Source organism: Bacillus sp. BD48 (genome assembly GCF_046566805.1).
GTDB lineage: Bacteria > Bacillota > Bacilli > Bacillales > Bacillaceae > Bacillus > Bacillus safensis.
The window spans coordinates 763,147-789,616 of record NZ_JANGFM010000002.1; the positions used below are offsets into that span (position 1 = coordinate 763,147).

The following is a 26,470-nucleotide window of genomic DNA, read 5'->3' on the forward strand; positions in this document are numbered from 1 at the left end:
GTGTCTCACAGAGTCAGGCTTTTTTCTGAAAAAGGAGCGGAATATCAATGGGAAATGAATTAGATGAAAAGCTGGAAGGCTTGCTTGATAAATATACAGAGCTGCTGCTCGGTGAATCAACAGACGAGCTGAAACAAGATGTGAAACAGTGGGTGATCTACTCTCATATTGCAAAAAGCATGCCGCCGCTAGCAAAGCACTTCAATGAAACGTATCCAGAAGCTAAAGAAGAAATCAAACACACGATTCAACGGATCAAACAGTTGAACGAAGCTCACCGTGCCAATAAAGACCGTTAAAAAACTGCCAGCTCCAACTGGCAGTTTTTTTATGACATTTGTGATGATCCGTACGGAGATTGTTCTGTCAGTGTTTGCTGGAATTTCTGATGTGCCTGCTGGAGCTTTTGCTGATCAGCTGCTTCAACGGAATACCAGCCATATCGGAACATGACATCATATAAATGTCTTTGTGTTTTCTGTGTTTCCAGTGCAATTCGCTGAATATCCTGGTAAAGAGATTCATGACTGAATTCATTGAGCGCTGTGTTGTATCCGTTTGTCATATATTTTTCAGTCGATAAGAGATCTGTGACAAAATCACGATCGTTCATGTTTGTTGTTGTGGGAACCGGAGTTTGTGGGTTCCCGATTTTTTGTTGGTTTTGCTGTTCCATGTTTTTTCCTCCTATTGCATAAAGCCAGTAGACTGGCCTTGCCCTGAGCTGCCTAAATGCTGAAGAATTTGTGTGTAATGCTGATGATGCATTTGGCCAACTTGATTTAATTCTTGTTTCAATGTTTGGTCCTGGCAATGCTCGGCCATAAAATGAGCCTTTTTCATGGCGATTAAGTTCCAGTTGAGCATATCCTCTAAGTACAAGGAATCCTTCACTGAAATGACTTCTGGGGGCATATTCATTTGCTGATTGTTCAACATGTGTTCCTCCTTACGATTTTGTTTCCTTACTGATTCTTTTTATATTGCTGATTTTGACTGGTTTTTTTCCCGCCAAGGTCTGCTTCCTGTGATGGACCTGCGTTTCCTTTTACACTTGCAGCACTTACGCCTGCTTTCGATGGGTTTTTCTTCAAACGAGACATGTGGACATCACCTCCATTCTTACAATTCCCTCTCATCTTTAATTCATACGCCGCAAACGGAGGCACATGAGAATGTGTAAATTTTTGAAATCTGCTATTGAACTGTTTCGGAAAATCTTTTAAGATAAAGAAAGAGGCATTGCTTTTTTTTGGACAAAAAATGAATGACTGTTCATTCAAAATGTTTAGGGGGATATTTATGGGCAAACATATTCGCAAGGCGGCTGTCATTGGTTCAGGTGTCATGGGCTCAGGCATTGCTGCACATCTAGCCAATATCGGGATACCAGTAACACTGCTAGATATTGTGCCAAATGAACTCACAAAGGAAGAAACGGCGAAAAAGCGGACGCTTGATCACCCTAGTGTTCGGAATCGATTAAGTCAAGAAGCGATGAAAAAATTGTTAAAGCAAAAGCCAGCACCTCTTACTTCAGCAAAAAACCTATCATACATCACACCGGGAAATCTCACAGACCACCTTTCCTTATTACACGATGCTGACTGGATCATTGAAGTCGTCACTGAAAAGCTCAGCATCAAAAAGCACGTATTCTCTCTCATCGACGAACACCGCAAAGAAGGAAGCATCGTATCAAGCAATACATCCGGTATTTCAGTTGAAAAAATGGCAGAAGGCCGATCAGATGATTTTAAACGCCACTTTTTAGGCACACATTTTTTTAACCCAGCTCGTTATTTAAAGCTCTTAGAAATCATTCCTATTCAAGAAACAGATCCAGAAGTACTTTCATTTATGAAAACATTTGGCGAGGATGTACTCGGCAAAGGTGTCGTTGAAGCAAAAGACACACCGAACTTTATTGCAAACCGTATTGGCACTTATGGACTTCTTGTCACAGTGCGTGAAATGCTTGAGAACAAATACACCATTGGAGAAGTGGATTCTGTCACAGGACCCCTCATTGGAAGACCGAAAAGTGCGACCTTCCGTACACTTGATGTCGTGGGGCTTGACACGTTCTCTCATGTGGCACGAAACGTATATGAACAGGTAGAAGGAAAGGAAAAAGAGATTTTTCAGCTGCCTGAGTTTATTGAAAGAATGCTCGAAAAAGGATGGATTGGCAGCAAGGCAGGGCAAGGTTTTTATCAAAAAAATGGGAAGGTTATTTTAGAGCTTGACCCAGTGACGCTCACATATGGAGAGCGCACAAAGCTAAAAGATCCAGGCATTGAGATGGCGAAACAGCAAAAGGGTGCAAAAGCAAAGTTGAAAGCGCTTATTTATCAGGATGGCCGTGCAGGGCAATTGCTTTGGAATATGACAGCGCCCGTGCTTCTTTATTCAGCTCATCTAAAAGGTGAAATTGCGGATGATATTCTTTCCATCGATAACGCAATGAAATGGGGGTTTGGCTGGCAGCATGGCCCATTTGAGCTGTGGGATGCAATTGGTGTCAAAAAAGCCGCCGAGCGCATGGAAGCAGAAGGTCACAGCATCCCAGCGTGGGTGCAAGACATGCTGTCAAAAGGACACGACACATTCTATCAAGAGAATGCTGAAGGAGAGCGAGCTTTTTATCAGAATGGCGCTTATGAACAGGAAAAAGGGAACGACAAACATATTTCTTTAGCTAGATTGAAAAAGAAACACGACGTTATCTTCAAAAATTCTGGTGCGAGCCTGATCGATATTGGTGATGACGTCGCCTTACTCGAATTTCACTCTAAAAGCAATGCCATTGGACTAGATGTCATTGATATGATCAATCGTGCTGTTGATGAGACGGAAAAGAATTATAAAGGGCTTGTTATCGGAAACCAAGGGAAGAACTTCTGTGTTGGTGCTAACCTTGCCCTGATTTTAATGGAAGCACAGGACGATAATTTCTTTGAGATTGACTTTGTGATCAGGCGCTTCCAGCAGGCGATGATGAAGGTCAAATATAGCGAGCGTCCAGTCGTAGCCGCACCGTTTGGGATGACATTAGGAGGCGGAACAGAGGTTTGTCTGCCGGCAGCAGCTATACAGGCGTCGAGCGAAACTTACATGGGACTTGTGGAAGCGGGAGTTGGACTGATTCCAGGAGGCGGCGGAAACAAAGAGTTATACCTTCGTCACCTGCAAGGGTCAGCGAAGCCGTCGCAGACGGCTATACAGGATGCCACGCTGAAAACATTTGAAACAATTGCGATGGCAAAAGTATCAACTTCAGCTGAGGAAGCGCGGGATATGAACATGCTCCGCGTGAACGACCGGATCAGTATGAATGGGGATCACCTGATCTATGATGCAAAACAACTGGTGCTCTCTCTTGATGAAGCCGGTTATCGTGCGCCGCTCAAGCAAAAGGTGCCGGTCATGGGAGAAACAGGCTATGCAGCGATGATTTTGGCTGCTGAAAATATGAGACTGTCTGGATATATTTCAGAGCATGACATGACCATTGTAAAAAAATTAGCTCATGTCATTTCCGGCGGGAAACTGCCATTTGGAACAGAGGTAGAGGAGCAATACTTATTAGAGCTTGAAAGAGAAGCCTTTTTAAGTCTTGTAGGAGAAGTGAAATCACAGGCACGCATGCAGCACATGCTCGTCAAAGGAAAACCTTTACGTAACTAAGGGGGAGTCAAAATGAGAGAAGCAGTCATTGTCGCTGGCGCAAGAACACCAGTAGGGAAGGCGAAAAAAGGATCGTTAAAACATGTCCGTCCTGATGATATGGGCGCATTATGTGTAAAAGAAACGTTAAAGCGTGCCGGTGAATACGACGGTCAGATAGATGATTTGATCATTGGCTGTGCAACGCCAGAAGCAGAGCAGGGATTAAATGTGGCCCGAAATATTGGAGCATTAGCGGGACTGCCTTATACTGTACCTGCCATCACCATAAACCGCTACTGCTCGTCAGGACTTCAGTCTATCGCTTATGCGGGTGAACGAATTATGCTTGGGCAGGCAGACACGATTTTAGCTGGAGGAGTCGAATCGATGTCGCAGGTGCCGATGATGGGGCATTCCATTCGTCCGAATGCTCTCTTGGCAGAGCAAGCGCCTGAATACTACATGAGCATGGGTCACACGGCAGAGCAAGTGGCGCAAAAGTATCAGGTCACACGTCAAGATCAGGACGCCTTTGCGGTGAGGAGTCATCAAAAGGCAGCAAAGGCACTTCAAGAAGGGAAGTTTTCAGATGAAATTGTACCTGTTGATGTAACGGAACGACGGGTAGGAGAGCAATATCAATTAGAAGAGCATCAATTCACGTTCTCACAGGATGAAGGTGTGAGAGCAGGCACAACGGAGGAGATTCTGTCTACTTTGCGTCCAGCCTTTTCGACAAGAGGCACAGTGACCGCAGGGAACTCTTCGCAGACAAGTGACGGGGCTGCGTGTGTGATGATGATGGACCGCGAGAAAGCATCCTCACTTTCTCTTCAGCCGCTCGCTAAATTTAGAGCATTTGCTGTCGGCGGTGTACCGCCTGAGGTGATGGGGATCGGGCCGGTTGAAGCCATTCCGCGTGCGCTGAAAATCGCTGGACTTGAGCTGAAGGATATTGGACTGTTTGAATTAAACGAAGCGTTTGCTTCTCAGGCAATTCAAGTCATTCGCCATTTAGGGATTGATGAAGAAAAGGTGAATGTCAACGGCGGGGCAATTGCGCTCGGACATCCGCTCGGCTGTACAGGAACGAAACTAACGCTGTCACTTATTCATGAAATGAAACGGCGAAACGAGCAATTTGGCATTGTCACAATGTGTATCGGCGGGGGCATGGGAGCAGCAGGGATTTTTGAATTGATCTAAAGGGGGAAATCAGGATGAAAGCATTGGAAGATGTAAAAAAGGGTGGAAGCTTTTTAATTGATGAGACGAATTATGAGCATATTTTTACACCGGAGGATTTCTCTGATGAACATCAAATGATTGGGAAGACAACAGAGGATTATATTTTACAAGATGTGGTTCCGCATATAGATCAAATTGAAAACCATGAGTTCGAGCATTCGGTCAGGCTTCTCAAAAAGGCTGGTGAGCTTGGACTTTTAGGAGCCGACGTGCCAGAAGAATTCGGCGGGCTTGGATTAGATAAAATCAGTTCAGCGATCATTACTGAAAAATTCGCTAGAGCAGGAAGCTTCTCACTTTCCTATGGTGCTCATGTCGGTATTGGTTCTCTGCCGATCGTGCTCTTCGGAAATCAAGCGCAAAAGGAAACGTACCTGCCTGGACTCGCCTCTGGGGAAACCATTGCGGCGTACGCACTCACTGAGCCAGGATCAGGCTCTGACGCTCTTGGAGCAAAAACAACCGCAGTTCTGAATGAAGCAGGTACCCACTATGTCCTCAATGGAGAAAAGCAGTGGATCACAAACTCCGCATTTGCCGATGTCTTTGTTGTGTATGCGAAGATTGATGGTGAACACTTCTCTGCTTTTATCGTCGAAAAGGATTTTCCAGGTGTCAAAACGGGACCTGAGGAGAAAAAGATGGGCATTAAAGGATCATCGACAAGAACATTGATTCTTGAAGATGCCCAAGTACCGAAGGAGAATTTGCTCGGTGAAGCCGGCAGAGGTCATGTAATTGCCTTTAACATTTTGAATATTGGGCGCTATAAGCTGGCAGTCGGCACAATCGGTGCATCAAAGCGCGTCATTCAATTGTCGGCAGAATATGCGAACCAGCGTAAGCAGTTCAAAACACCAATTTCTCAATTCAGCTTAATTGGTGAAAAAGCAGCCAATATGTCAGCAAAGCTCTATGCGATGGAAAGTGCAGTTTACCGCACGGTTGGATTATTTGAACAGCGGATGGGGCTATTAAGTGATGAAGAGCAAAAAGACGGCAAACAAATTGCTCAATCTATTGCGGAATATGCGATTGAATGCTCTCTCTGTAAAGTGCTCGGCTCTGAAACGTTAGATTATGTTGTGGATGAAGGCGTGCAGATTCACGGCGGATATGGATTCATGCAAGAATACGAGGTCGAAAGAGCCTATCGCGACTCACGAATTAACCGTATTTTTGAAGGGACAAACGAAATCAATCGTTTACTTGTACCAGGTACATTCTTGAAGAAAGCGATGAAAGGAGAGCTTCCGCTGCTTCAAAAGGCGCAAACCTTACAGGAAGAGCTGATGATGATGATGCCGGAAGAGCCAGGCGATCAGCCGCTCGATCAAGAAAAATATTTGCTCGCCCATGCGAAAAAGATCGCCTTAATGGTGGCTGGTATGGCAGCAATGAAATACGGGAAAGCCTTAGACAAAGAGCAAGAAATTCTTGTGAACATAGCCGATATCGTGAATGAAATTTTTGCTGCTGAATCAGCGATTTTGCGCACAGAAAAGGCAATCGCTGCAACAGGGGAAGAAAAGAATGCTCAAAAGCTTGCTTACACACAAATTTTCACGCAAGAAGCTTTCTTAAAGATTGAAGCCCATGCAAAAGAATCCTTGATTGCGATGGAGGAAGGAGATTCACTCCGCATGAGCCTGTCAGCCCTTCGCAAGCTGACAAGATTTACTCCAATCAATGTCATCGCCAAAAAGCGTGAAGTGGCAAAACGAATCTTTGAAGCAGAGAAATATATCGTATAAGGACGGCTTAAAAGGTGCGGATATCACTCCGCACCTCAGCGTGTAGACAAATCCTCGCATTCTTTGTCAGGTCTGCGTGCCGGTGCTCACGAATGACAAATTCGCTCCGCTCCGGTACTCGTCCTTCCTAGGCTGAAAAGGTTTTCTATCACGCTGAAAAGAAGACAAAGGGCTAAAATAAAGATCATTTTATCCCTTTGTCAACAATCTGAGGTGCGGATATCACTCCGCACCTTTTTGTAAGCATACATTTAGGTTTTTAAAATATTTTGTGATAAAATGTTGTCACAATTTGCAGGAGGTGAAAATGGTGGCTTTAGATTTTTACGAATACCCATCTTGCGGTACATGCCGAAAAGCAAAAAAGTGGCTGGAAGCACACAATAAAGACATCAACAGCATACATATCGTCGAAGAGACGCCTGATAAAGAAACATTAAAAGCCCTTTACGAAAAAAGCGGTTTAGAGCTGAAGAAATTCTTTAATACAAGCGGACAAAAATACCGGGAGCTGCAGCTGAAAGATCAACTTCCTGCAATGTCAGAGGACGAGCAGCTAGAATTACTCGCGTCTAACGGAATGCTGATTAAGCGCCCGATTACAACAGACGGAAAACGAGTGACGGTTGGATTTAATGAAGATACATTTAAAAGCGTCTGGAAATGATGTAACTTTCATTCAGATTGTGGTATCTTCAATATAGATTGTAAGAAAAGACTGGAGGGGTATTGAATGAGCACACCAAAAGATTTACGTTATTCAGAAGAACATGAATGGGTCAAAGTAGAAGGAGATAAGGTGCGTATCGGTATTACGCATTTTGCTCAATCTGAGCTGGGCGATATCGTGTTCGTTGAGCTTCCTGAAGTAGGAGACAAAATCACAGCGGACGAGCCTTTCGGAAGTGTAGAATCAGTAAAAACTGTTTCTGAACTTTATGCACCGATCAATGGCACAATCGTTGAAGTGAACGATGAGCTGGATGACAGCCCAGAATTCGTCAACGACTCTCCATACGAAAAAGCATGGATGATCGTTGTAGAACCAGCTGATGCAGCTGAAATCGAGAACTTAATGACGGCTGAGCAATATGAAGAAATGACAAAAGAAGACTAATTCATGTGAAATTGGACACTCTACCTTTATGGGGGGTGTCCAATTTGTCTTTTCAAAAAGAACACGTGGATATAACAGAGCATGTCACTGGACGATTCAAAGAAAGCGGCATGGTGCTTTATCATCAAAATGAAGAGATTGGCACGATGATTAGTGAAAACCAATATGAGCTGAAATCGGGATATTCCTATGATCAAAATCGTTTTTATCGTCTAACGGATACATTAACCCACGGGACAGAAAAATATGTAGACTGTGACGATGAAAATGGCTGGTGCTAATCACAGATGAGACTGCAGTGAACAGAAGCTGCAGTCTTTTTGATGACGAGGCGCCCAATCTTTACAACCTGAATGAAAGATTGTAATCTAAGGAAGAAGTGAATCAACGTCAAAAGGGCCGGGTGATCGTGATGAATGTCGAGATAGAAAAGGTCATCATTGTAGAAGGTAAAACAGACAAACAAAAGCTAAAAGAAGTCATAAGTGAACCTGTTACCATCATTTGCACCAATGGCACGATCAGTACATCGAAGCTGGATCAGCTTGTGGACGATTTAGTGGGGAAAGACGTTTACATATTAGCAGACAGTGACGATGCAGGCGACAAACTGCGGAAGCAATTTCGAAAAGAATTCCCTGAAGCACTTCATCTTTTTGTCGATAGAACGTACCGCGAAGTGGCCGCTTCACCGTCAGCCCACATTGCATCTATCCTATTAGCTGCAAACATTGATGTTCATTCGAAATATTTATGAGGGTGGACGTATATGAAAGAGATTGAAGAACACGAATTCAAGGAGATAGAGGACGATTTATTTCTTTTATACTTATATACTCCGTTTTGCGGAACATGCCAGCTGGCAAAGAAAATGCTGGCAGTCGTAGACGCCATGCAGCCGGATGTACCATTTTACGAAAACAATTTAAACTACTCACCAGGCTTTGCGAAAGCATTTGAGATTGAGAGTGTTCCTTGCTTTCTACTGTTTAAAAAAGGTAAATTGGTGCAAAAAGGCTATGCCTTTCACTCAGTTCCATATCTTCATGAAATGATTGAAACCGCTAAATAAAGCGGTTTTTTGTCATATTTCAAGAAATTCATTTGAAAATTTGTCGAGTTATTTATAAAGGACAAGCCGATGTTTGTAGAGAAATGTTATGTATAACCAAATGACAGGGAGGTTATACATGTGGAAAATGTGAAAGCCCATGGTAACACAGGGCAGCGTTTATTATTAAAACCGCTGCTCTCATCATCATCCTTGAAGATTACATTTGAGGCGGAAACTGACTCTTGTACATTGATTGTGGATGAACGTGGTGAAGTGAAGAAACTACCTGCAATTGAGTTATCGGATCTCATCTTTTATGGTGAGAGGAAAGAAATTCTTCAATTATTAGATGGAGATATGTCCTTACAGCAGTTAATCAGCAGGGGACAAGTCAAAGTCAAAGGGTCATTCCGTGCGCTCCTTAGACTAGAGGCAGTGCTTTGGCTGACGAACGGTTTTTTTCGAAAAATGATAACGTAGTTGTTTACTTGGAAATTAGCGATTTACAGCGTTGACATATCTCGGGTAGCATGATATTCTACGTTAGTAAAAACATGAACATCACATAAAACAACATATTTTCTCTTATTAAGAGAGGTGGAGGGACGTGCCCTATGAAACCCGGCAACCGTCAGCATAGCTGAAATTGGTGCCAATTCACTCAAAGCCGCAGCGCTTTGAAAGATGAGAGAAAGGCGTAATTGACATAAAAGGCCTTTCTGCTTGCGTTGCAGTTAGGTCTTTTTTACTGACCTGGCGTCAGGCTAGAGTCATGACAGAAAGAAGAATAAATAACGTATGTGATGGAAACCTATAGATTCAGCAAGAAAGCAGGTGATCAGACTGTGATTCATTTACAGAATGTATCAAAAACGTACCATTCAAAAAGCGGAAATGTTGATGCCGTGAAAGACGTCAACCTGGATATTGATAAAGGTGAAATATTCGGAATTATCGGGTATAGCGGTGCAGGAAAAAGCTCGCTTATTCGCCTATTAAACGGTCTGGAGCTGCCAACAGATGGAATTGTTGAAGTGGCAGGCAACCGGATCAATGAAGTATCGAATGCGAAACTTCGGAAAGCAAGACAAGAAATCAGCATGATCTTCCAGCACTTTAATTTGCTTTGGTCAAGAACGGTGAGACAAAATATTATGTTCCCGCTTGAGATCGCAGGTGTACCGACATCAAAACGGAGAGAACGTGCGAATGAACTGATTAAATTGGTCGGTTTAGAAGGAAAAGAAAATGCGTATCCGTCTCAGCTAAGCGGCGGGCAAAAACAGCGTGTCGGCATTGCGAGAGCATTAGCGAATGATCCAAAGGTTCTTCTATGTGACGAAGCGACATCTGCGCTAGATCCGCAAACGACTGATTCTATCCTTGAGCTTTTGGCGGATATCAATAAACGACTAGGGCTCACGATCGTGCTCATTACACACGAAATGCACGTCATTCGCAAAATTTGTCATCGCGTCGCGGTCATGGAAAATGGACGTATTGTCGAAGAAGGCGAAGTATTGCGCGTCTTCAGACAGCCGAAGGAAGAAATGACGAAGCGATTTGTGCAACAGCTGGCTGAACCAGAGGAAGCGAAAGAAACAATTGAGCATGTCCTTGAGCGGGTAAAAGAAGGTCAGGTCGTACGATTGTCCTTTATCGGAGATTCTGCCGAGCAGCCGCTGATCACTGAGATCATTCGATCCTTCAACGTCGATGTGAACATCCTTCAAGGGAAGATTTCTCAAACGCAGGAAGGCGCGTTTGGAACACTCTTTATCCACATTAATGGAGAAGAGACCGAAGTAGAAAAAGCCATCGCCTATATCCAAAGCAAACAGGTTGAAATCGAGGTGATGACACATGTTTGAGAAATGGTTTCCGAACGTTGATTTAGACGTCATTTGGAGTGCAACAGGTGAAACGGTGTATATGACACTCATTTCATTGGCATTTGCCTTTGCAATCGGGATTATCCTAGGACTCCTGCTCTTCCTTACAGGAAAAGGCGGTCTTTGGGAAAATAAACCGATTAATGCTGTCATCGGCGCTGTCGTCAACATTTTCAGATCGATTCCTTTTATCATTCTAATCATTCTATTATTAGGATTTACAAAACTCATTATGGGCACTATTCTAGGCCCAAATGCAGCACTTCCTGCCCTTGTCATAGGGTCAGCTCCATTCTATGCACGTCTTGTCGAAATTGCACTGCGTGAGGTAGACAAAGGAGTCATTGAAGCAGCACGATCAATGGGAGCGAAAACGTCGACAATCATTTTCAAAGTATTGCTGCCAGAATCATTGCCAGCCCTCATTTCAGGTATAACCGTAACAGCGATTGCTCTAATTGGCTCTACTGCGATTGCAGGTGCAATTGGAGCAGGCGGACTAGGTGACCTCGCCTATGTGGAAGGGTACCAATCCGGTAATACTGATGTCACACTTGTAGCCACTGTGTTTATTCTGATCATCGTCTTTATTATTCAAATAATCGGTGATTTGATTACAAATAAAATTGATAAACGTTAAGGGAGGATTTATTCATGAAGAAATTGATTTTAAGTGCACTATTTCTAGCATTTGCAGGTATTTTAGCTGCGTGCGGTTCATCTAATAACGCAAGTGAAAGCAAAACCATTACGGTTGCCGCTTCAAAAACACCGCATGCCGAAATTCTTGAAGAAGCAAAACCACTTCTAAAAGAAAAAGGCTACGATTTAAAAGTGAAAGTGCTTAGCGATTATAAAATGTACAACAAAGCGTTAGCTGAAAAAGAAGTGGATGCGAACTTTTTCCAGCATATCCCTTACTTAAACGAAGAAAATAAATCAAACAAAGATTATAACCTAGTGAGTGCAGGTGCGGTTCACCTTGAGCCTTTCGGTATCTACTCTAAGAAATACAAATCAGTAAAAGATATTCCAAACGGCGGCACAATCATCATGACAAACAACGTAGCTGAACAAGGCCGTATGCTTGCCCTGCTTCAAAATGCTGGTGTTATCAAGCTTGATCCAAAGGTTGATACAATCAACGCAACAGTAAAGAACATTAAAGAAAACCCAAAGAACCTAAAATTCAAAAAAATCGCACCTGAATTAACGGCGAAAGCTTATGAAAACAGTGAAGGCGATGCTGTATTCATCAACGTAAACTATGCGATTCAAAATAAATTGAATCCGAAAAAAGATTCAATCGAACTTGAGCAAACAAAGAACAACCCATATGCAAACATCGTTGCGGTTCGCAAAGGTGACGAAAAATCAGAGAAGATCAAGGTATTAATGGAAGTTCTTCACTCTGATAAAATCAAAGAATTCATCGACAAAAAATATGACGGTGCAGTATTGCCTGTATCTGAATAACAACATTTCAACCTCGCTTCTATCAAAGCGAGGTTTTTTGTGTATTTTTTCAAATCTCGCTCATAATAAAAACGTACAAATGACCTGAAGGGATGGAATCAAGATGAATGAACAGCATATGAGCGGATCCATGCAGCAATCACTGACTGATTATAAAACCGCAATGGGTGAATTCCAGAAGAAAATGCCGGTGTTTGGAAAGAAATTTAATGAATTTACGGAGCAGTGCTTCCAGAGCGATTCATTAACGCAAAAGGAAAAACAAATGATTGCCCTTGGCATCAGTATTCATGCACAGGACGAATACTGCATGATTTATCATACAAAGGGAGCGCTCGATCAAGGGGCGACAGAAGAGAATTTGCTGGAGGTTGTCAGCGTAGCAGCAGCTTTTGGCGGCGGGGCAGCACTAAGCCAAGGAATCACTGTCGTTCAGCAATGTATTGATGAATTTGGAGGACAGACGCATTAAGAGAAGCATAACACGGTATTTTTCCATATCAGGGAGTTGAGCGCTTCTCATCCGATTGTGTGAGAAAATATGCCAGCATAGGGTGTCATATCCCTTTTGAGTGAAGCCGCATACGTTTGCTACAATAAAGCTACACTCAAGGAAGGGAATGGTTTATTATTTGTTCGGACCATAGTACACTAGGATTGGATTATACCGCCGAGATGGAAAAGGCCATGCATCAAGCTCATGGCATGAGCTATGCAGAGTACGAAAGAGACCATGACTTACGGATGAAAGTGGAATATAAACGAGAGCAGTCCTACCGAGATGAGAAAAGACAGCTCGCAAAAATGAATATACGAGGCTAATAATAGCTGAGGGGCGGGGAGAACAGTTTCCCGCCCTTTCTTTATGAAAACAGTCTTTTCGACATAAATCCTTTTATCTACCTGCTTTTTTTGTTAGAATTTTGAGAGCATCCTCTCACGCTTATCGTGAATGTGTTGTATTCAGTTTTAATTTGTTATAAAATTAGAATGAGAATAAATTGAGAATAATGATTATTTTGGAGGTATCGATATATGACTGCTTCGACATTAACAATTAAGGACTTGCACGTTGAGATTGAAGGGAAAGAAATCTTAAAGGGTGTAAACCTCGAGATAAAAGGTGGAGAATTCCACGCAGTAATGGGACCAAACGGAACAGGTAAATCTACTTTATCTGCTGCAATTATGGGTCACCCTAAATATGAAGTAACAAAAGGCAGCATCTTGCTTGATGGCGAAGATGTCCTTGAAATGGAAGTAGATGAGCGCGCTCAAGCTGGTCTTTTCCTTGCGATGCAATACCCGTCTGAAATCAGCGGTGTTACAAATGCTGACTTCCTTCGTTCTGCTATTAACGCACGCAGAGAAGAAGGCGATGAAATCTCTCTTATGAAATTCATCCGCAAAATGGACGAAAACATGGAGTTCCTTGAAATGGACCCAGATATGGCACAACGCTACTTAAATGAAGGTTTCTCAGGCGGGGAGAAAAAACGCAACGAAATTCTTCAATTAATGATGATTGAACCAAAGATCGCCATCCTTGACGAAATCGATTCTGGTCTTGATATCGATGCCCTGAAAGTTGTTTCTAAAGGAATTAACAAAATGCGCGGCGAAAGCTTTGGCTGCTTAATGATCACTCACTATCAGCGCCTGCTGAACTACATCACACCAGATCACGTTCATGTTATGATGCAAGGCCGTATCGTGAAATCTGGCGGACCAGAACTCGCGCAGCGTCTAGAAGCAGAAGGCTATGATTGGATTAAAAAAGAGTTAGGAATTGAAGACGAAACTGTTGGTCAAGAAGCGTAAGCGTTAGGAGGATTATTGATGACATTAGAAACGAAATTATCAGTAGATCAAGATTATGTCAAAAGCTTCTCCGAGAAGCATCAGGAACCGGCATGGATGAGCTCCCTTCGCTTACAGGCTCTTGAAAAAGCAGAAGACCTCCCAATGCCAAAGCCTGACAAAACGAATATTTCAAAATGGAATTTAACCAATTTCAAACAGCATACAGTCGAAAGTGCGCCATTTGGATCATTAGAAGAGCTTCCAGAAGAAGTGAAATCTCTTATTGATTTAGAGGACACAGATAAGACAGTTTACATTCAGCGTGATCAAACGCCGGCCTATTTGTCTCTTTCAGCTGAAGCGAAAGACAAAGGTGTGATCTTCACTGATCTTCATACAGCGATTCGTGAGCATGGAGATTTAGTGAAACAATACTTCATGACAGATGCAGTGAAAGTGGATGAGCATAAACTAACAGCTTTACATGCTGCTTTAGTGAATGGCGGAGCTTTCCTCTATGTTCCGAAAAACGTTGAGCTTGAAGCACCAATTCAAGCTGTTTATCTTCATGAAAATGACGAAACAACTTTGTTCAACCATGTCATCGTCGTAGCAGACGATCATAGTGCTGTCACATATGTAGAAAACTACATCAGTACAGCAAAACCGGAAGAAGCGATCTTCAATATCGTTTCTGAAGTGTTCACAGGCGCAAACGCCCGCGTCACATACGGTGCTGTAGATAACCTTGCAGAAGGTGTCACAGTATATGTGAACAGACGCGGTATGGCTAATGGCCGTGACAGTAAAATCGAATGGGCACTTGGCCTGATGAATGATGGAGACGTTGTGTCTGAGAACATCACAAAACTGATGGGCGACGGTACATTCGGTGATACGAAATCAGTTGTTGTCGGCCGAGGAAACCAAACGGAAAACTTCACAACAAGCATCATCCACTTCGGTAAAAACTCTGAAGGATATATCTTGAAGCATGGTGTGATGAAGGATCAAGCATCCTCTATCTTTAACGGAATTGGTAAAATCGAGCATGGCGCAACAAAGTCAAATGCAGAGCAGGAATCACGTGTCCTCATGCTGAGTGAGAAAGCACGCGGTGACGCAAACCCAATTCTATTAATTGATGAAGATGATGTCACAGCAGGGCATGCTGCTTCTGTTGGACGTGTCGATCCAATTCAATTGTACTACCTCATGAGCCGCGGGATTTCCAAAGAAGATGCAGAAAGACTTGTGATTTATGGCTTCTTAAATCCAGTTGTGAAAGAACTGCCGATTGAAGGAGTTAAAAAGCAGCTTGTTTCTGTGATTGAAAGGAAAGTAAAATAATGAATATCAAAGACGTTCGTGAGCAGTTTCCAATCCTTCATCAGCAAGTGAACGGACATGATTTGGTGTATTTGGACAGTGCAGCGACTTCTCAAAAACCAAGAGTTGTCATAGATGCAATGAATGAGTATTACCGGTCTTACAACTCGAACGTTCACCGGGGTGTTCATACCCTTGGCACAAGAGCAACGGACGCATACGAGGGTGCGAGAGAGAAAGTTCGTGCATTCATCCATGCTTCATCTGTCCAGGAGATTATTTTTACTAGAGGTACAACAACTGCACTAAACACAGTGGCGATCAGCTATGCTAGAGCAAACCTCAAAGAAGGCGATGAGATTGTCATTACGCATATGGAGCATCATGCGAATATCATCCCTTGGCAGCAAGCAGCAAAAGCAACTGGCGCCACATTGAAATACATTCCGTTACAGGAAGACGGCACGCTATCGCTTGAAGATGTGAAGCAAACGATCACACATCAAACGAAAATCGTCGCTGTCACACATGTCTCAAACGTACTAGGAACCATCAACCCGATTAAAGAAATCGCCAAAATTGCCCACGATCATGGGGCAATCATTGTCGTCGACGGTGCCCAAAGCACCCCGCACATGCAAATTGATGTTCAGGATCTAGATTGTGACTTTTTCGCATTCTCTGGGCATAAAATGTGTGGACCGACTGGCATCGGTGTGCTTTACGGGAAGAAGGACCTTTTGAATAATATGGAGCCTGCTGAGTTTGGCGGTGAAATGATCGACTTTGTGGATCTATATGATTCTACATGGAAAGAGCTGCCGTGGAAATTTGAAGCGGGAACACCGATTATTGCCGGAGCAGTTGGACTCGGAAAAGCGATTGATTTCTTAAATGACATTGGTATGGAGGAAGTCAGCCGTTACGAGCATCAGCTTGCGACTTACGCGCTTGAGCGCTTCAAGGAGCTTGACGGTGCGACTGTTTATGGACCGCAGCACCGAGCTGGGCTTGTGACGTTTAACTTAGACGATGTCCATCCGCATGATGCGTCAACTGTTCTGGATACGGAAGGTGTCGCCATTCGTGCTGGACACCACTGTGCACAGCCGCTCATGAAATGGCTTGGTGTATCAGCGACTGCAAGAGCAAGCTTCTATCTGTATAATACAGAAGAAGAGATTGACAAACTTATTGCAGCGCTCCGTAAGACAAAGGAGTATTTTACGAATGTCTTTTAATGTAAACTTAGACACACTGTACAGACAAGTGATTATGGATCATTATAAAAATCCGAGAAACAAAGGTGTGCTAAACGACAGCATTGTCGTCGATATGAACAACCCAACGTGTGGTGACCGTATTCGTCTTACGATGAAAATCGAAGACGATAAAGTCACGGATGCGAAATTTGAAGGAGAAGGATGCTCGATTTCGATGGCATCTGCCTCTATGATGACGCAGGCGATTAAAGGGAAAGATATTGAAACAGCTTTGAAAATGTCTCAGATTTTCTCCGATATGATGCTAGGAAAAGAATACGACGATTCCATTGATCTTGGTGACATTGAGGCGCTGCAGGGAGTGGCAAAATTCCCTGCCCGCATCAAATGTGCAACATTATCATGGAAGGCGCTTGAAAAAGGCGCATCTGCCGAAGATAACGGCAAATCATAAGATTGGAGTGAAAATGGATGGCTAAAAAAATGCCAGATGTTGGTGAATATAAATACGGCTTTTCTGATAAAGACGTTTCCATTTTCCGTTCAGAGCGCGGACTGACAAAAGAGATCGTTGAAGAAATTTCTCGTATGAAAGAAGAGCCTCAGTGGATGCTCGACTTCCGTTTGAAATCTCTTGAGCACTTTTACAACATGCCGATGCCACAATGGGGCGGAGATTTAAATGCATTAAACTTTGATGAAATTACGTACTACGTAAAGCCATCAGAGCGCTCTGAGCGTTCTTGGGATGAAGTACCAGAAGAAATCAAACAAACCTTTGATAAGCTTGGTATCCCAGAAGCAGAGCAAAAATATTTAGCTGGTGTATCTGCTCAGTATGAATCTGAAGTTGTGTATCACAACATGAAGCAAGACCTTGAAGATCTAGGAATTGTGTTTAAAGATACAGACAGCGCATTAAAAGAGAACGAAGACATCTTCCGTGAGCACTGGGCAAAAGTCATTCCTCCGACTGACAACAAATTTGCTGCGCTTAACTCGGCTGTATGGTCTGGTGGTTCATTTATCTACGTACCAAAAGGCGTAAAAGTAGATACTCCACTTCAAGCATACTTCCGTATCAACTCTGAAAACATGGGTCAGTTCGAGCGTACACTGATCATCGTTGACGAAGGCGCACATGTGCATTACGTAGAAGGCTGTACAGCTCCAGTTTACACAACAAACTCACTGCACAGTGCGGTTGTTGAAATCATCGTCAAAAAAGGCGGCTACTGCCGTTATACAACGATTCAAAACTGGGCAAACAACGTCTTCAACCTTGTGACAAAACGTACAGTATGTGAAGAGAATGCAACTATGGAATGGATTGATGGAAACATCGGTTCTAAGCTGACAATGAAATACCCAGCGGTCATCCTAAAAGGTGAAGGCGCTCGTGGTATGACATTAAGTATTGCCCTTGCAGGTAAAGGTCAGCACCAAGATGCAGGTGCGAAGATGATTCACCTTGCACCAAACACATCTTCAACGATCGTATCGAAATCGATTTCCAAACAAGGCGGTAAAGTAACATACCGAGGAATCGTTCACTTCGGACGCAAAGCAGAAGGTGCACGCTCAAACATCGAGTGTGATACACTCATCATGGATAACAAATCAACGTCTGATACGATCCCTTACAATGAAATCTTAAACGACAACATTTCATTAGAGCACGAAGCAAAAGTATCAAAAGTATCAGAAGAACAGCTATTCTACTTGATGAGCCGCGGAATTTCTGAAGAAGAAGCAACAGAAATGATCGTCATGGGCTTCATCGAGCCATTCACAAAAGAACTGCCAATGGAATACGCCGTTGAAATGAACCGCTTGATTAAGTTCGAAATGGAAGGCTCTATTGGTTAATAAAAAACATTGATACACAACGCTTTTTGAAGGCATTTAATTTCGAGTGATACCACTTGTTAATTAAGCCTTCATGGCGTTGTGTTTTTTTATGGCTTTAGTTCGAGAAGCCAGGTCCATCTCTCCAAATGAACATAAATACTTGCAATATATAAATTAGTACTGTATAGTTCTAATTATGACAAAGATAAAATTAATGAATCAAAAACGTGTACTTGAAGTAGCTGCAACATTATTTTTGGAAAAAGGGTTTGCTTATACAAGTATGGATGAATTAGTACGTGTAAGCAAAGTGTCAAAGTCGAATGTGTATTATCACTTTTCTAATAAGGAAGAATTATTAGAAGGGGTCGTTGATTATTGGATTGACATGTATCAATCTGCAATTGATGACGTAATTTCTCAGAAACAATTTTTGGTTGAAGAGCGTATCCAAATGTTTTTAAAGCAATTATCACAAGGCGTTCAGTCGAGAGAGTATAAGGGCGGCTGTCCATTTATTACTCTTTATATTCAAAGTCCTGCACAGGCCACACAAATAAAAGAAAAAATAGGTCTCTTTTTTACAGGATTACAAAAGAAAGTTTCTCTATTACTGAAACAAGGGGTAGAGAACGGGGAATTCAGAAATACGATTCATATTGATGAGGTGTCATCCCTTTTTATTACAAATCTTGAAGGAGCGTTATTTATTTCAGAAACATTGAAGGATGCCACTGTCATCACAAAAACAGCAGATCATTTATTTAACTTGCTTCGATAAAAGAAGCATTTTTTTTACATCAAATTAGTACTATGTAGTACTAAAAAGGAGACTTCATATGAAAACAGTATTTTTAATTGGTGGAACAGGCTTTATCGGAAAGCAATTAGTCGAAGAATTAACCAAAGAGGATGTGAACATTCTTCTTTTAGTGAGATCGAAAAGTAAAGCAACACGAATTTTTCAAGAAAGAGGCATTTTAAAAGAGTCAGTGATGCACTTTGTTGAAGGTGATTTGACGAAAATAGATTTAGGTCTAAGTGCTGAAGATAAGAAAAGGGTACTGAAAACGGATGTGCTGATTCACGCAGGAGGCCCCATGGATATTCAAGCGACAAGTAATGAGGCAGCTTCCGTCTTTTTAAATGGCGCCAAACATATGAGTGAATTAGCTAAAAGTATTCATCAATCGAAGGGTTTGCAGCAATTTATTCATGTCGTCGGTTATATGAGTCCCTTTGATGATCAAAATAGCAAGGTTACAATTGATGTGTTTAAAGAAGGAAACAACTATTTGAAAATAAAAAATCCATATGAGAGAACAAAATTTTTAGCAGATCTTTATATTCGTCAACAGGCATCAGCTGTAGGTTATCCGCTGGCTGTCATTAATCCGCCAACTGTAGTCGGCAGTAGTCAAACAGGGAGTACAGAGCAAATTGCAGGATTGGGTTTGCTTGTGAAGAGTATGCGAAGAGGGCTCATGCCGGTGATTCCTGGAGGAAAGGACTATAGGCTTCCACTTATTTCAAACGATGAGTTTGCGAGGTTTATTGTGCAGGTTTTCAGGTTGGAGCAGCCGGCTATCCAAACATATACACTTGTTGAAGACAAGGAGCACGATCAGAACATTGCTGAATTATTAAGTGTGATGTCGGAAAGTATGAATATGATGGCCCCTAAAATCTCTGTCCCAATGCCACTAATGAAAGCTGTTATGAATAGTGGCGTAAGCAAAATCACTAAAATTCCTTCTGACGGACTGAATTTTATGACAAAACGAACATTCTCAAATGTTTCAGCGAAAAAAATAATGGGAGACGATTGGTTTAAGAAGACGAGTGTCATGAACTTTTTCCCGGCCGTAGTAGCTGATCTGGATTATCGCATGATGGATCAACATGGTGAGCATCATCATGTATTTGAGCGAACATTATGCGATAACAATACCCTTTACCAACTAAAAGGAGAGGGGAAACCATTTATTTTATTACATGGTTTATTGAGTGATGGAGAGGATTTATTCCCTTTAGCACAAGAGCTTCATGAAAAAACGGGTCAACCTGTATGGATCTTGGATCTTCCAGGTTTGGGACGTTCTCCATTTAAACGAGAGAAACATCTTCTAGATATCTATTTGAATGTAGTGAAAAAGGTAATGGAGAAAGCGGCTCATGGTGCACATCTCATTGGCCATTCATTCGGTGCGTTTATTCTATTGAAAGCATTGGGACAAGGGTACATAGATAAGAAGTATTCAATCACTTTACTTCAGCCGCCAGTTGCCAAAAAAAATGCTAAATCGCTAAATGTTCCTAAGTGGATGAACAAATGGACATTAAAATTGGCAGCTCCTAATATGATAGAACGTTATTTATTAAGTAATGGTTTGTTTGAAAGGACGGAGAGCATCCCTGAACATTATATTGAAAAAATCAGAAACAGCTTTACGTCTCCTAGAATTTTAAATACGACAGTTCAGCTTAACCATTTACTATTGAAAAACGATCACGGTGATTTCAATGAAATAACAAAGGATAATCTTCACATGATTTGGGGGGAGTATGACAGAGGATATTCTGCTCCATCGCATCTTGGAAAAGTTGATGTTGTCCCATATGGCCATCATTTCCCTCTTAGCCACCCGAGTGAAACGGCAGCATTGGTTATAAAAAATAGTCTTACTAGCAGTTGAGAATGTGGGATAAATAAAATGAAATCGCAGTGCTTTTGGTCCCGCCGATGCACATCAACTGAAAGATTTTATAGTACCCTAAAAACGAAAAAGGTGATTTTTATTAAAAAAATCACGATTTTTCGTTTTGGGTCTTTTTGATTAAATAGAGGTTAATTAGGTGCATAAAACTGATCTAAGGTTTTCGTCATATCATCAGATGCAGATTGTAAAATAGCATCTTGCTCTAAAATCGCTGTTCCTTGTGCTCGGACAATATGAAATTGATGAAACCCCATCAAGTTTTGAAATATTTCTTTTAGGTAATGATGTGAAAATTCCAGAGGTGTGTATCGATCGTTATTTGTGAAAATTGAGCCGCTTGCTTGAAGTAAAAGTACACGATAATCGTCAGTCATCAGACCAACAGAACCATTTTCTGTATATTTGAACGTTTCTCTCGCAATAAAGATATTATCTATATAATCTTTCATTCGTGAAGTCACATTGAAATTATGAACAGGTGACACGATCACAATTCGATGATGTGCTTTGAATTGAGCCAATAAAGCAGATGAAGCAGCGGCGATTTTTTCTTCGGCAGCCGTTAATGTTTGTTCGGATGCTTGCTTATCCCAAATACGTAGCAGCTGGTCTTTTTCGATACGAGGAATTTCAGTTTCATGTAAATATAATATTGTTGGTTTGTCATGAGGGAATCTTTCTTTAAACTGTTCTAAAAATAGTGTTTGCAGTTTGTTTGAATAACTTTCTCGATGAGTGAAATCTGGATGCGCGTTAATGATTAATGTTTGCATATACATGCTCCTTTTCTTTTGATAAGCTGAGTATAAATGATAAAGGTGACAAAAGAAGTCACCTTTTTAAGAGGGAAAACAAATGAAAAAATCAGAACGATTAAACCAAGAACTTATTTTTTTAAGCGATAAACACTCTTTTCAGTTAAAGGATTTACAATCCGAATTTGGCATTTCTAAAAGGACGGCTTTAAGAGATATAGAAGAGCTAGAGTCAATGGGCTTAGCTTTTTACGTTGAAAATGGCAGACATGGAGGATATCGACTGGTGAATCAATCTCCATTGGTTCCTATTTATTTCAATATAGAAGAAGTCCAAGCTGTTTTTTTCGCTCTTAAAGCGCTAGACCTGGTGTCAGCAACACCATTTAAAAAATCCTACTCACAAATTCGGCAAAAGTTGTTTGCTACACTGTCTGATGAGAGAAAGCAAATGATTACGGAGACTTTGGATGTGATTCATTACTATAATGTCGCACCAGTTAGTGAACAAAATCATTTGGAATTGATTTTACAGGCAATGATGAAAGATCAAATCGTGAAGATGACGTACACTCAATATGAAAATAAATGGATCAGGCTGCAATTTCTTGAGTTATTTTATCGAAATGGCATTTGGTTTTCTCAAGCATATGATGTTCAAAATAAAAAGTGGGGCATCTTTAGATGTGACTTTATGAAGGACATGAGGATTGAAGAAGAAATCAGAGACACATTTACGAAGGAAGAATTAAAAGAACTGCAGCTCGCGTACGAAAAAACTTATCATGATATCTCATTTAAATGTCGATTAACGGAACAAGGAAAAGAAAAGTTTCTGAAGAATCATTACCCAAATATGAGATTGGAGATCATTGATCAGATTCCTTATATTGTGGGTGGGTACAACCAAGAAGAATTATCGTATATGACACACTATTTGATGTCATTTGGGAAACATGTGAAAATTGAATACCCAGATGAATTGAAAGAAAGTTATTTGAATCAATTGCGAGAAGTGATTGACAAGTATTGAATCACAAAAAACTAATATACTACAGACAAGGCGAACCACTAAAGTTCGCCTTTTTCTCACTCTTTTTAACTACTATTATGTCAGTTATTTCGCCACATCCATTGTATTTGTTTTCGATTTGTCATCGACCTTCCCATACGTCAGCTGACGCCAAATAAACTCCATCGGGCCATATTTAAACCGTTTTAGCCAAAACGTACTGAAAAGCACAAGGAAGACATACACGCCAATAGCCATGAAGAACGTGCCAGCCGGCTGAAGTTGATTGGCAAGTCCCGCTCCATACTTCAGAAATAGCATTGTTCCAATGGTCGAGTGAAGCAAATAACAGGTCAATGACATCCGTCCAACTTTGGTAAAGATCATCAAAGCACCTCGCAGCTGAGGAACGTGTAGAAACAGCATCGCAAGTGTACTCATATAAAACATACTGCCAGTTAATCCCCCGTTTTGTTCCAGAGCAGTGGCAATGTTCACCCAGAGTGTATTTTCAAAAGGATTGACCGCTGCTATGATCGTACTGCCTTGGGTGATGAGAAAAGCGATGGAAAAAATGACCCAAATGCGATTCCAAATCGCTTTTTTCGCCTCCATGTTTTTGAAAAACTCCATTTTCACAAAATACACACCAAGCAAAAACATGAGGAACATAGAATAGAACATAGAAAATGAACCAGAAGCCATTGTGGCCAAATCTGTCCACCGGTCACCAATCGATGCTAAATAAGTCAGACTGTTGTGGCTGGTCAGCTCGAAATCAGCAAAATCCGGCTTGCCTGATGATCCTGTGTTCATGGTATTGAACAGCATCGTGAAAAGAGGTGTGAACAATTGAATCACAAATAGTGTAATCAGCCAGTATAGGATGGTTTTGGCTGTGCGTTTGTAAAAGAAAAGCAATAAAAAGCCAGCGACTGCATAATAGGCCAAAATATCACCAATCCAAACAAAGGTGACATGCAGAAGGCCAAATCCTAAGAGAATGGTTAATCTGCGGGCAAACAGTTTGTTCGGGCTGTCCACCTTCTGAGCAGCTCGGTTCATAAAAATCATAAAACCAACCCCGAATAGAAAGGAGAACAACGTAATGAATTTCCCTGATGCGAACCAATTTACTACATTGTGAAAAACATCATTTGACTCCATGTCAAATCCCTTGGCCGAATCTACGATCAAAAAGTAATTGACCAGAATAATTCCCATTAAAGCAAACCCTCGTACAATGTCTAAGAAATGAACCCTTTCCCGCAGACTCATCGGTTGTCCGTGTGCTACTTTGTTTGTATTCATATCCATGCCCCTTTTCCTGTTATGATAAATACGATTTGGATCGAACCATTGATCCTTACAATGAATCAATATATAGTTCAATTCTTAACAAATTATGAAGAAGTGAATTTTTGGGAATAAATGTGTCCATTTAATGGCAGATTCTTATATTCATAAACTGTTAAGGTTTATGCTGTATCTTTTCACATAGCTAGATGATATATAGTAAAGACATAAAAGAAAGAGCATCACATTTCATGAGGTGAGAGACATGACCCATCGAATATTAGTCGTAGAAGATGATCAGGATATCGGTGACCTTCTGCAGGAATCGCTTACACGTGCAGGATATGAGGTACTAAGAGCGATGAACGGCAACCAAGCATTGAAGCTTGTGGATGATTTACTCGATTTGGTGATTTTGGATGTGATGATGCCAGGGCCCTCAGGCATTGAAACGTGCCAGCACATAAGAGCCTCATCAAACGTCCCGATTCTATTTCTGACAGCCAAATCGAGCACATTTGATAAAACTGAAGGATTACTTGCCGGCGGGGATGATTATATGACCAAGCCCTTCTCAGAAGAGGAACTTCATGCTAGAGTGATTGCACAATTACGCAGGTATACCGTCTATCAGGAAAAGAAGGAGCAGGAAGAGACCTTTCTTGTTGGGGGCAAGCTGAGGGTAAATGAAGAATTTAATGAAGTATGGAAAGAAAGCCAGCAAATTAAGCTGTCTGATCTAGAATATCGGATGTTAAAGCTGCTCATGAGCAGGCGAAACAAAATATTTTCTGCTCAAAATATTTATGAAAGCGTGTGGGGGCAGCCTTATTTCTATTGTTCCAACAATACGGTGATGGTGCATATTCGAAAGCTTCGTGCCAAAATTGAAGATGATCCTGCGCGTCCTGTATATATCAAAACCGAATGGGGAAGAGGATATCGATTTGGCACATCGTAAATATACGCTGGCTAAAAAACTGGCATTGCTGATTTTGGCGGCTTCAATCGTGAGTGGTATTGTCTTTTTGACGCTGCAAAAAATCACCGATGAATTGATCGATGGATATTTGAGTTCAGACGAGTATTACGAGCAGGAGTCAGCCAAGTATATTCAAAAATTCAGCCGTTACGTGTCTGAGAATGAGCTGTCTTCAATGGATCGAAAAGCATTTGGCGAGTGGGTGAAAAGAGAGAATTACATTAATTTGACCATCTTCAAGGATCAAGTGCTGCAATATGACTCTATCTATTCCGCTGCCGATGAATCGGCGTACGGAAAAGAAAGGATGACCCAGTACGCTGAGCACCATTCCTATCCAGTTCAGTTTAGCGACGGTAAAGGCCGCGTCATGGTGGACGGTTTCTATTCATCTCGTTACCACGATCTTGCCTTTACACTCGAGCTGCTCGGGACGACGCTTATTTTTCTCCTCATTGTTCTTCTTGGTATTCGCAAAAGTCTGCGCTACCTGCAAACGATTCATCAAGAGATTCATATTCTTGAAGGCGGTGAGCTGGACTATGAGATGACGGTGAAAGGGCACGATGAATTAGCGATGATTGCCAAAAGTATTGAGGATCTGCGAAAAGCCTTTTTGGACAAACTTCAAGCCATTGATGAGCTGCAAGAAGAGAGCCGCAGCTTGGTCACCGAAATGTCCCATGATATGAGGACACCGCTGACGTCACTAATAATGAATCTGGAGTTTGCAAAAAAAGAGGAGACTGGAGCGGATACCCATAAAGATCAATATATAGCGAGTGCCTACGGGAAAGCACTGCAATTAAAAAATCTGTCTGACAATCTCTTTGCCTATTTTCTGCTGGATAAAGAACATGAATCTGAGCTTGAGACCGTCGCAGTCAAAGAGGTAATTTACGATCTCCTGTCAGATCAGGTGGCCATCCTGCATCAAGAGAACTTCAACGTTCATCTTTTAGGAGAGCTGCCTGACAGCTATATTAATGTGAATGTCGAGCAGCTTGGCCGGGTATTTGATAATGTGATGTCCAACTTACGGAAATACGCTGATCCCAAAAAGGATATCAATCTCACGTTTTTATCGGATCAAGAAATCTTTGAGATCCATGTCAGCAATGCAATCAAAGAGCCAGAGGTCACACTAGAAAGCAATGGACTTGGTGAACGAAGCATCAAACGAATGATGACCCGCATGCACGGGCAGTTTGAAAGTATAGAAAGGAACGATGTTTACTACATCGTGCTGCGATTTTGGAACATTAAAATGTAGACAACAAATGAAT

Annotated in this window: 30 protein-coding genes and 1 riboswitch; of the genes, 25 read left to right on the forward strand and 5 right to left on the reverse strand. The window is 41.7% G+C overall.

Features of this window, described 5'->3' with window-relative positions:
• The first annotated feature begins 47 nt into the window (after nt 1-47).
• Nucleotides 48-299: a YusU family protein gene (locus tag ACLGGR_RS08800; RefSeq protein WP_024423411.1), complete on the forward strand. Its 252-nt coding sequence runs from the start codon at nt 48-50 to the stop codon at nt 297-299.
• A gap of 29 nt (nt 300-328) precedes the next feature.
• Here ACLGGR_RS08800 and ACLGGR_RS08805 read toward each other — a convergent pair whose 3' ends face one another.
• The 3 genes from ACLGGR_RS08805 to ACLGGR_RS08815 are packed head-to-tail and all read right to left on the reverse strand — an operon-like array spanning nt 329 to nt 1,103.
• The gene (locus tag ACLGGR_RS08805; RefSeq protein ID WP_142945150.1) at nt 329-676 is read right to left on the reverse strand and encodes a spore coat protein; all 348 of its coding nucleotides are present in this window, start codon (nt 674-676) and stop codon (nt 329-331) included.
• A gap of 11 nt (nt 677-687) precedes the next feature.
• On the reverse strand, nt 688-939 hold the full coding sequence (locus tag ACLGGR_RS08810) for a hypothetical protein (RefSeq protein ID WP_048237393.1): 252 nt from the start codon (nt 937-939) through the stop codon (nt 688-690).
• Between the two features lie 26 nt (nt 940-965).
• Nucleotides 966-1,103: a YuzL family protein gene (locus tag ACLGGR_RS08815; RefSeq protein WP_003212904.1), complete on the reverse strand. Its 138-nt coding sequence runs from the start codon at nt 1,101-1,103 to the stop codon at nt 966-968.
• Between the two features lie 199 nt (nt 1,104-1,302).
• Between ACLGGR_RS08815 and ACLGGR_RS08820 the strand changes: the two genes are divergently transcribed.
• The 21 genes from ACLGGR_RS08820 (at nt 1,303) to ACLGGR_RS08920 (ending at nt 21,115) form a co-directional block, all read left to right on the forward strand.
• A complete protein-coding gene (locus tag ACLGGR_RS08820; RefSeq protein WP_410972909.1) occupies nt 1,303-3,690 on the forward strand; it encodes a 3-hydroxyacyl-CoA dehydrogenase NAD-binding domain-containing protein in 2,388 nt (795 codons plus the stop codon).
• Nucleotides 3,691-3,702: 12 nt separating this feature from the next.
• The gene (locus tag ACLGGR_RS08825; RefSeq protein ID WP_410972910.1) at nt 3,703-4,878 is read left to right on the forward strand and encodes an acetyl-CoA C-acetyltransferase; all 1,176 of its coding nucleotides are present in this window, start codon (nt 3,703-3,705) and stop codon (nt 4,876-4,878) included.
• A gap of 14 nt (nt 4,879-4,892) precedes the next feature.
• The gene (locus tag ACLGGR_RS08830) at nt 4,893-6,674 is read left to right on the forward strand and encodes an acyl-CoA dehydrogenase family protein (RefSeq protein WP_323649066.1); all 1,782 of its coding nucleotides are present in this window, start codon (nt 4,893-4,895) and stop codon (nt 6,672-6,674) included.
• 310 nt (nt 6,675-6,984) lie between these two features.
• Nucleotides 6,985-7,341, forward strand: a complete 357-nt coding sequence (locus ACLGGR_RS08835; protein ID WP_024423406.1) for an arsenate reductase family protein — start codon at nt 6,985-6,987, stop codon at nt 7,339-7,341.
• Nucleotides 7,342-7,407: 66 nt separating this feature from the next.
• Nucleotides 7,408-7,791: a glycine cleavage system protein GcvH gene (gene gcvH, locus ACLGGR_RS08840; RefSeq protein WP_268429218.1), complete on the forward strand. Its 384-nt coding sequence runs from the start codon at nt 7,408-7,410 to the stop codon at nt 7,789-7,791.
• A 44-nt stretch (nt 7,792-7,835) separates the two neighbouring features.
• Entirely contained in the window at nt 7,836-8,072 is a 237-nt protein-coding gene (locus tag ACLGGR_RS08845; protein ID WP_048237389.1) for a YusG family protein, read from the forward strand.
• Between the two features lie 131 nt (nt 8,073-8,203).
• Nucleotides 8,204-8,548 carry a toprim domain-containing protein gene (locus ACLGGR_RS08850; protein WP_024423404.1) on the forward strand — a complete coding sequence of 115 codons (345 nt, stop codon included), beginning with the start codon at nt 8,204-8,206 and terminating at the stop codon, nt 8,546-8,548.
• A 12-nt stretch (nt 8,549-8,560) separates the two neighbouring features.
• The gene (locus ACLGGR_RS08855; RefSeq protein ID WP_142945144.1) at nt 8,561-8,863 is read left to right on the forward strand and encodes a thioredoxin family protein; all 303 of its coding nucleotides are present in this window, start codon (nt 8,561-8,563) and stop codon (nt 8,861-8,863) included.
• A gap of 120 nt (nt 8,864-8,983) precedes the next feature.
• A complete protein-coding gene (locus ACLGGR_RS08860; protein WP_024423403.1) occupies nt 8,984-9,325 on the forward strand; it encodes an SCP2 sterol-binding domain-containing protein in 342 nt (113 codons plus the stop codon).
• Between the two features lie 102 nt (nt 9,326-9,427).
• A riboswitch (SAM riboswitch) is annotated at nt 9,428-9,536 on the forward strand.
• Between the two features lie 154 nt (nt 9,537-9,690).
• Nucleotides 9,691-10,716 carry a methionine ABC transporter ATP-binding protein gene (locus tag ACLGGR_RS08865; protein WP_142945143.1) on the forward strand — a complete coding sequence of 342 codons (1,026 nt, stop codon included), beginning with the start codon at nt 9,691-9,693 and terminating at the stop codon, nt 10,714-10,716.
• Complete coding sequence (locus tag ACLGGR_RS08870) at nt 10,709-11,377, forward strand: methionine ABC transporter permease (RefSeq protein WP_125586118.1); 669 nt, start codon at nt 10,709-10,711, stop codon at nt 11,375-11,377. Before ACLGGR_RS08865 ends, ACLGGR_RS08870 begins: the two co-directional genes overlap by 8 nt.
• Nucleotides 11,378-11,391: 14 nt before the next feature.
• Entirely contained in the window at nt 11,392-12,213 is an 822-nt protein-coding gene (gene metQ, locus ACLGGR_RS08875; RefSeq protein WP_142945141.1) for a methionine ABC transporter substrate-binding lipoprotein MetQ, read from the forward strand.
• Between the two features lie 103 nt (nt 12,214-12,316).
• Complete coding sequence (locus ACLGGR_RS08880; protein WP_003212803.1) at nt 12,317-12,685, forward strand: carboxymuconolactone decarboxylase family protein; 369 nt, start codon at nt 12,317-12,319, stop codon at nt 12,683-12,685.
• A 215-nt stretch (nt 12,686-12,900) separates the two neighbouring features.
• Nucleotides 12,901-13,035 (forward strand): YuzK family famiily protein, encoded by a 135-nt coding sequence (locus tag ACLGGR_RS08885; RefSeq protein ID WP_254965641.1) that lies wholly within the window; start codon nt 12,901-12,903, stop codon nt 13,033-13,035.
• A 213-nt stretch (nt 13,036-13,248) separates the two neighbouring features.
• Complete coding sequence (sufC, locus tag ACLGGR_RS08890) at nt 13,249-14,034, forward strand: Fe-S cluster assembly ATPase SufC (protein ID WP_007500355.1); 786 nt, start codon at nt 13,249-13,251, stop codon at nt 14,032-14,034.
• A gap of 18 nt (nt 14,035-14,052) precedes the next feature.
• Complete coding sequence (sufD, locus tag ACLGGR_RS08895; protein ID WP_034280840.1) at nt 14,053-15,366, forward strand: Fe-S cluster assembly protein SufD; 1,314 nt, start codon at nt 14,053-14,055, stop codon at nt 15,364-15,366.
• The gene (locus tag ACLGGR_RS08900; protein ID WP_410972911.1) at nt 15,366-16,586 is read left to right on the forward strand and encodes a cysteine desulfurase; all 1,221 of its coding nucleotides are present in this window, start codon (nt 15,366-15,368) and stop codon (nt 16,584-16,586) included. The genes sufD and ACLGGR_RS08900 overlap by 1 nt, the downstream gene beginning before the upstream one ends.
• The gene (gene sufU, locus ACLGGR_RS08905; RefSeq protein WP_041115744.1) at nt 16,576-17,022 is read left to right on the forward strand and encodes a Fe-S cluster assembly sulfur transfer protein SufU; all 447 of its coding nucleotides are present in this window, start codon (nt 16,576-16,578) and stop codon (nt 17,020-17,022) included. Before ACLGGR_RS08900 ends, sufU begins: the two co-directional genes overlap by 11 nt.
• A gap of 17 nt (nt 17,023-17,039) precedes the next feature.
• On the forward strand, nt 17,040-18,437 hold the full coding sequence (gene sufB, locus ACLGGR_RS08910) for a Fe-S cluster assembly protein SufB (RefSeq protein WP_007500362.1): 1,398 nt from the start codon (nt 17,040-17,042) through the stop codon (nt 18,435-18,437).
• 196 nt (nt 18,438-18,633) lie between these two features.
• Nucleotides 18,634-19,200 carry a TetR/AcrR family transcriptional regulator gene (locus ACLGGR_RS08915; RefSeq protein WP_323649073.1) on the forward strand — a complete coding sequence of 189 codons (567 nt, stop codon included), beginning with the start codon at nt 18,634-18,636 and terminating at the stop codon, nt 19,198-19,200.
• A gap of 58 nt (nt 19,201-19,258) precedes the next feature.
• Nucleotides 19,259-21,115 (forward strand): alpha/beta fold hydrolase, encoded by a 1,857-nt coding sequence (locus ACLGGR_RS08920; protein WP_410972912.1) that lies wholly within the window; start codon nt 19,259-19,261, stop codon nt 21,113-21,115.
• Nucleotides 21,116-21,267: 152 nt separating this feature from the next.
• Here ACLGGR_RS08920 and ACLGGR_RS08925 read toward each other — a convergent pair whose 3' ends face one another.
• The gene (locus tag ACLGGR_RS08925) at nt 21,268-21,912 is read right to left on the reverse strand and encodes an FMN-dependent NADH-azoreductase (RefSeq protein ID WP_410972913.1); all 645 of its coding nucleotides are present in this window, start codon (nt 21,910-21,912) and stop codon (nt 21,268-21,270) included.
• A gap of 82 nt (nt 21,913-21,994) precedes the next feature.
• Here ACLGGR_RS08925 and ACLGGR_RS08930 point away from each other — a divergent pair, with 82 nt between their 5' ends.
• Complete coding sequence (locus ACLGGR_RS08930; RefSeq protein ID WP_410972914.1) at nt 21,995-22,927, forward strand: helix-turn-helix transcriptional regulator; 933 nt, start codon at nt 21,995-21,997, stop codon at nt 22,925-22,927.
• Between the two features lie 84 nt (nt 22,928-23,011).
• Here the strand turns inward: ACLGGR_RS08930 and ACLGGR_RS08935 are convergent, their stop codons facing one another.
• Nucleotides 23,012-24,217 (reverse strand): DUF418 domain-containing protein, encoded by a 1,206-nt coding sequence (locus tag ACLGGR_RS08935; protein ID WP_410972915.1) that lies wholly within the window; start codon nt 24,215-24,217, stop codon nt 23,012-23,014.
• Between the two features lie 250 nt (nt 24,218-24,467).
• On the opposite strand from ACLGGR_RS08935, the gene ACLGGR_RS08940 reads away from it, so the two are divergent.
• Together ACLGGR_RS08940 and ACLGGR_RS08945 are read left to right on the forward strand one after the other, a co-directional pair.
• Nucleotides 24,468-25,163, forward strand: a complete 696-nt coding sequence (locus tag ACLGGR_RS08940) for a response regulator transcription factor (RefSeq protein WP_323649084.1) — start codon at nt 24,468-24,470, stop codon at nt 25,161-25,163.
• Nucleotides 25,150-26,457, forward strand: coding sequence for a HAMP domain-containing sensor histidine kinase (locus tag ACLGGR_RS08945; protein ID WP_410972916.1), 1,308 nt, complete (start codon nt 25,150-25,152; stop codon nt 26,455-26,457). Before ACLGGR_RS08940 ends, ACLGGR_RS08945 begins: the two co-directional genes overlap by 14 nt.
• Nucleotides 26,458-26,470 lie beyond the last annotated feature (13 nt).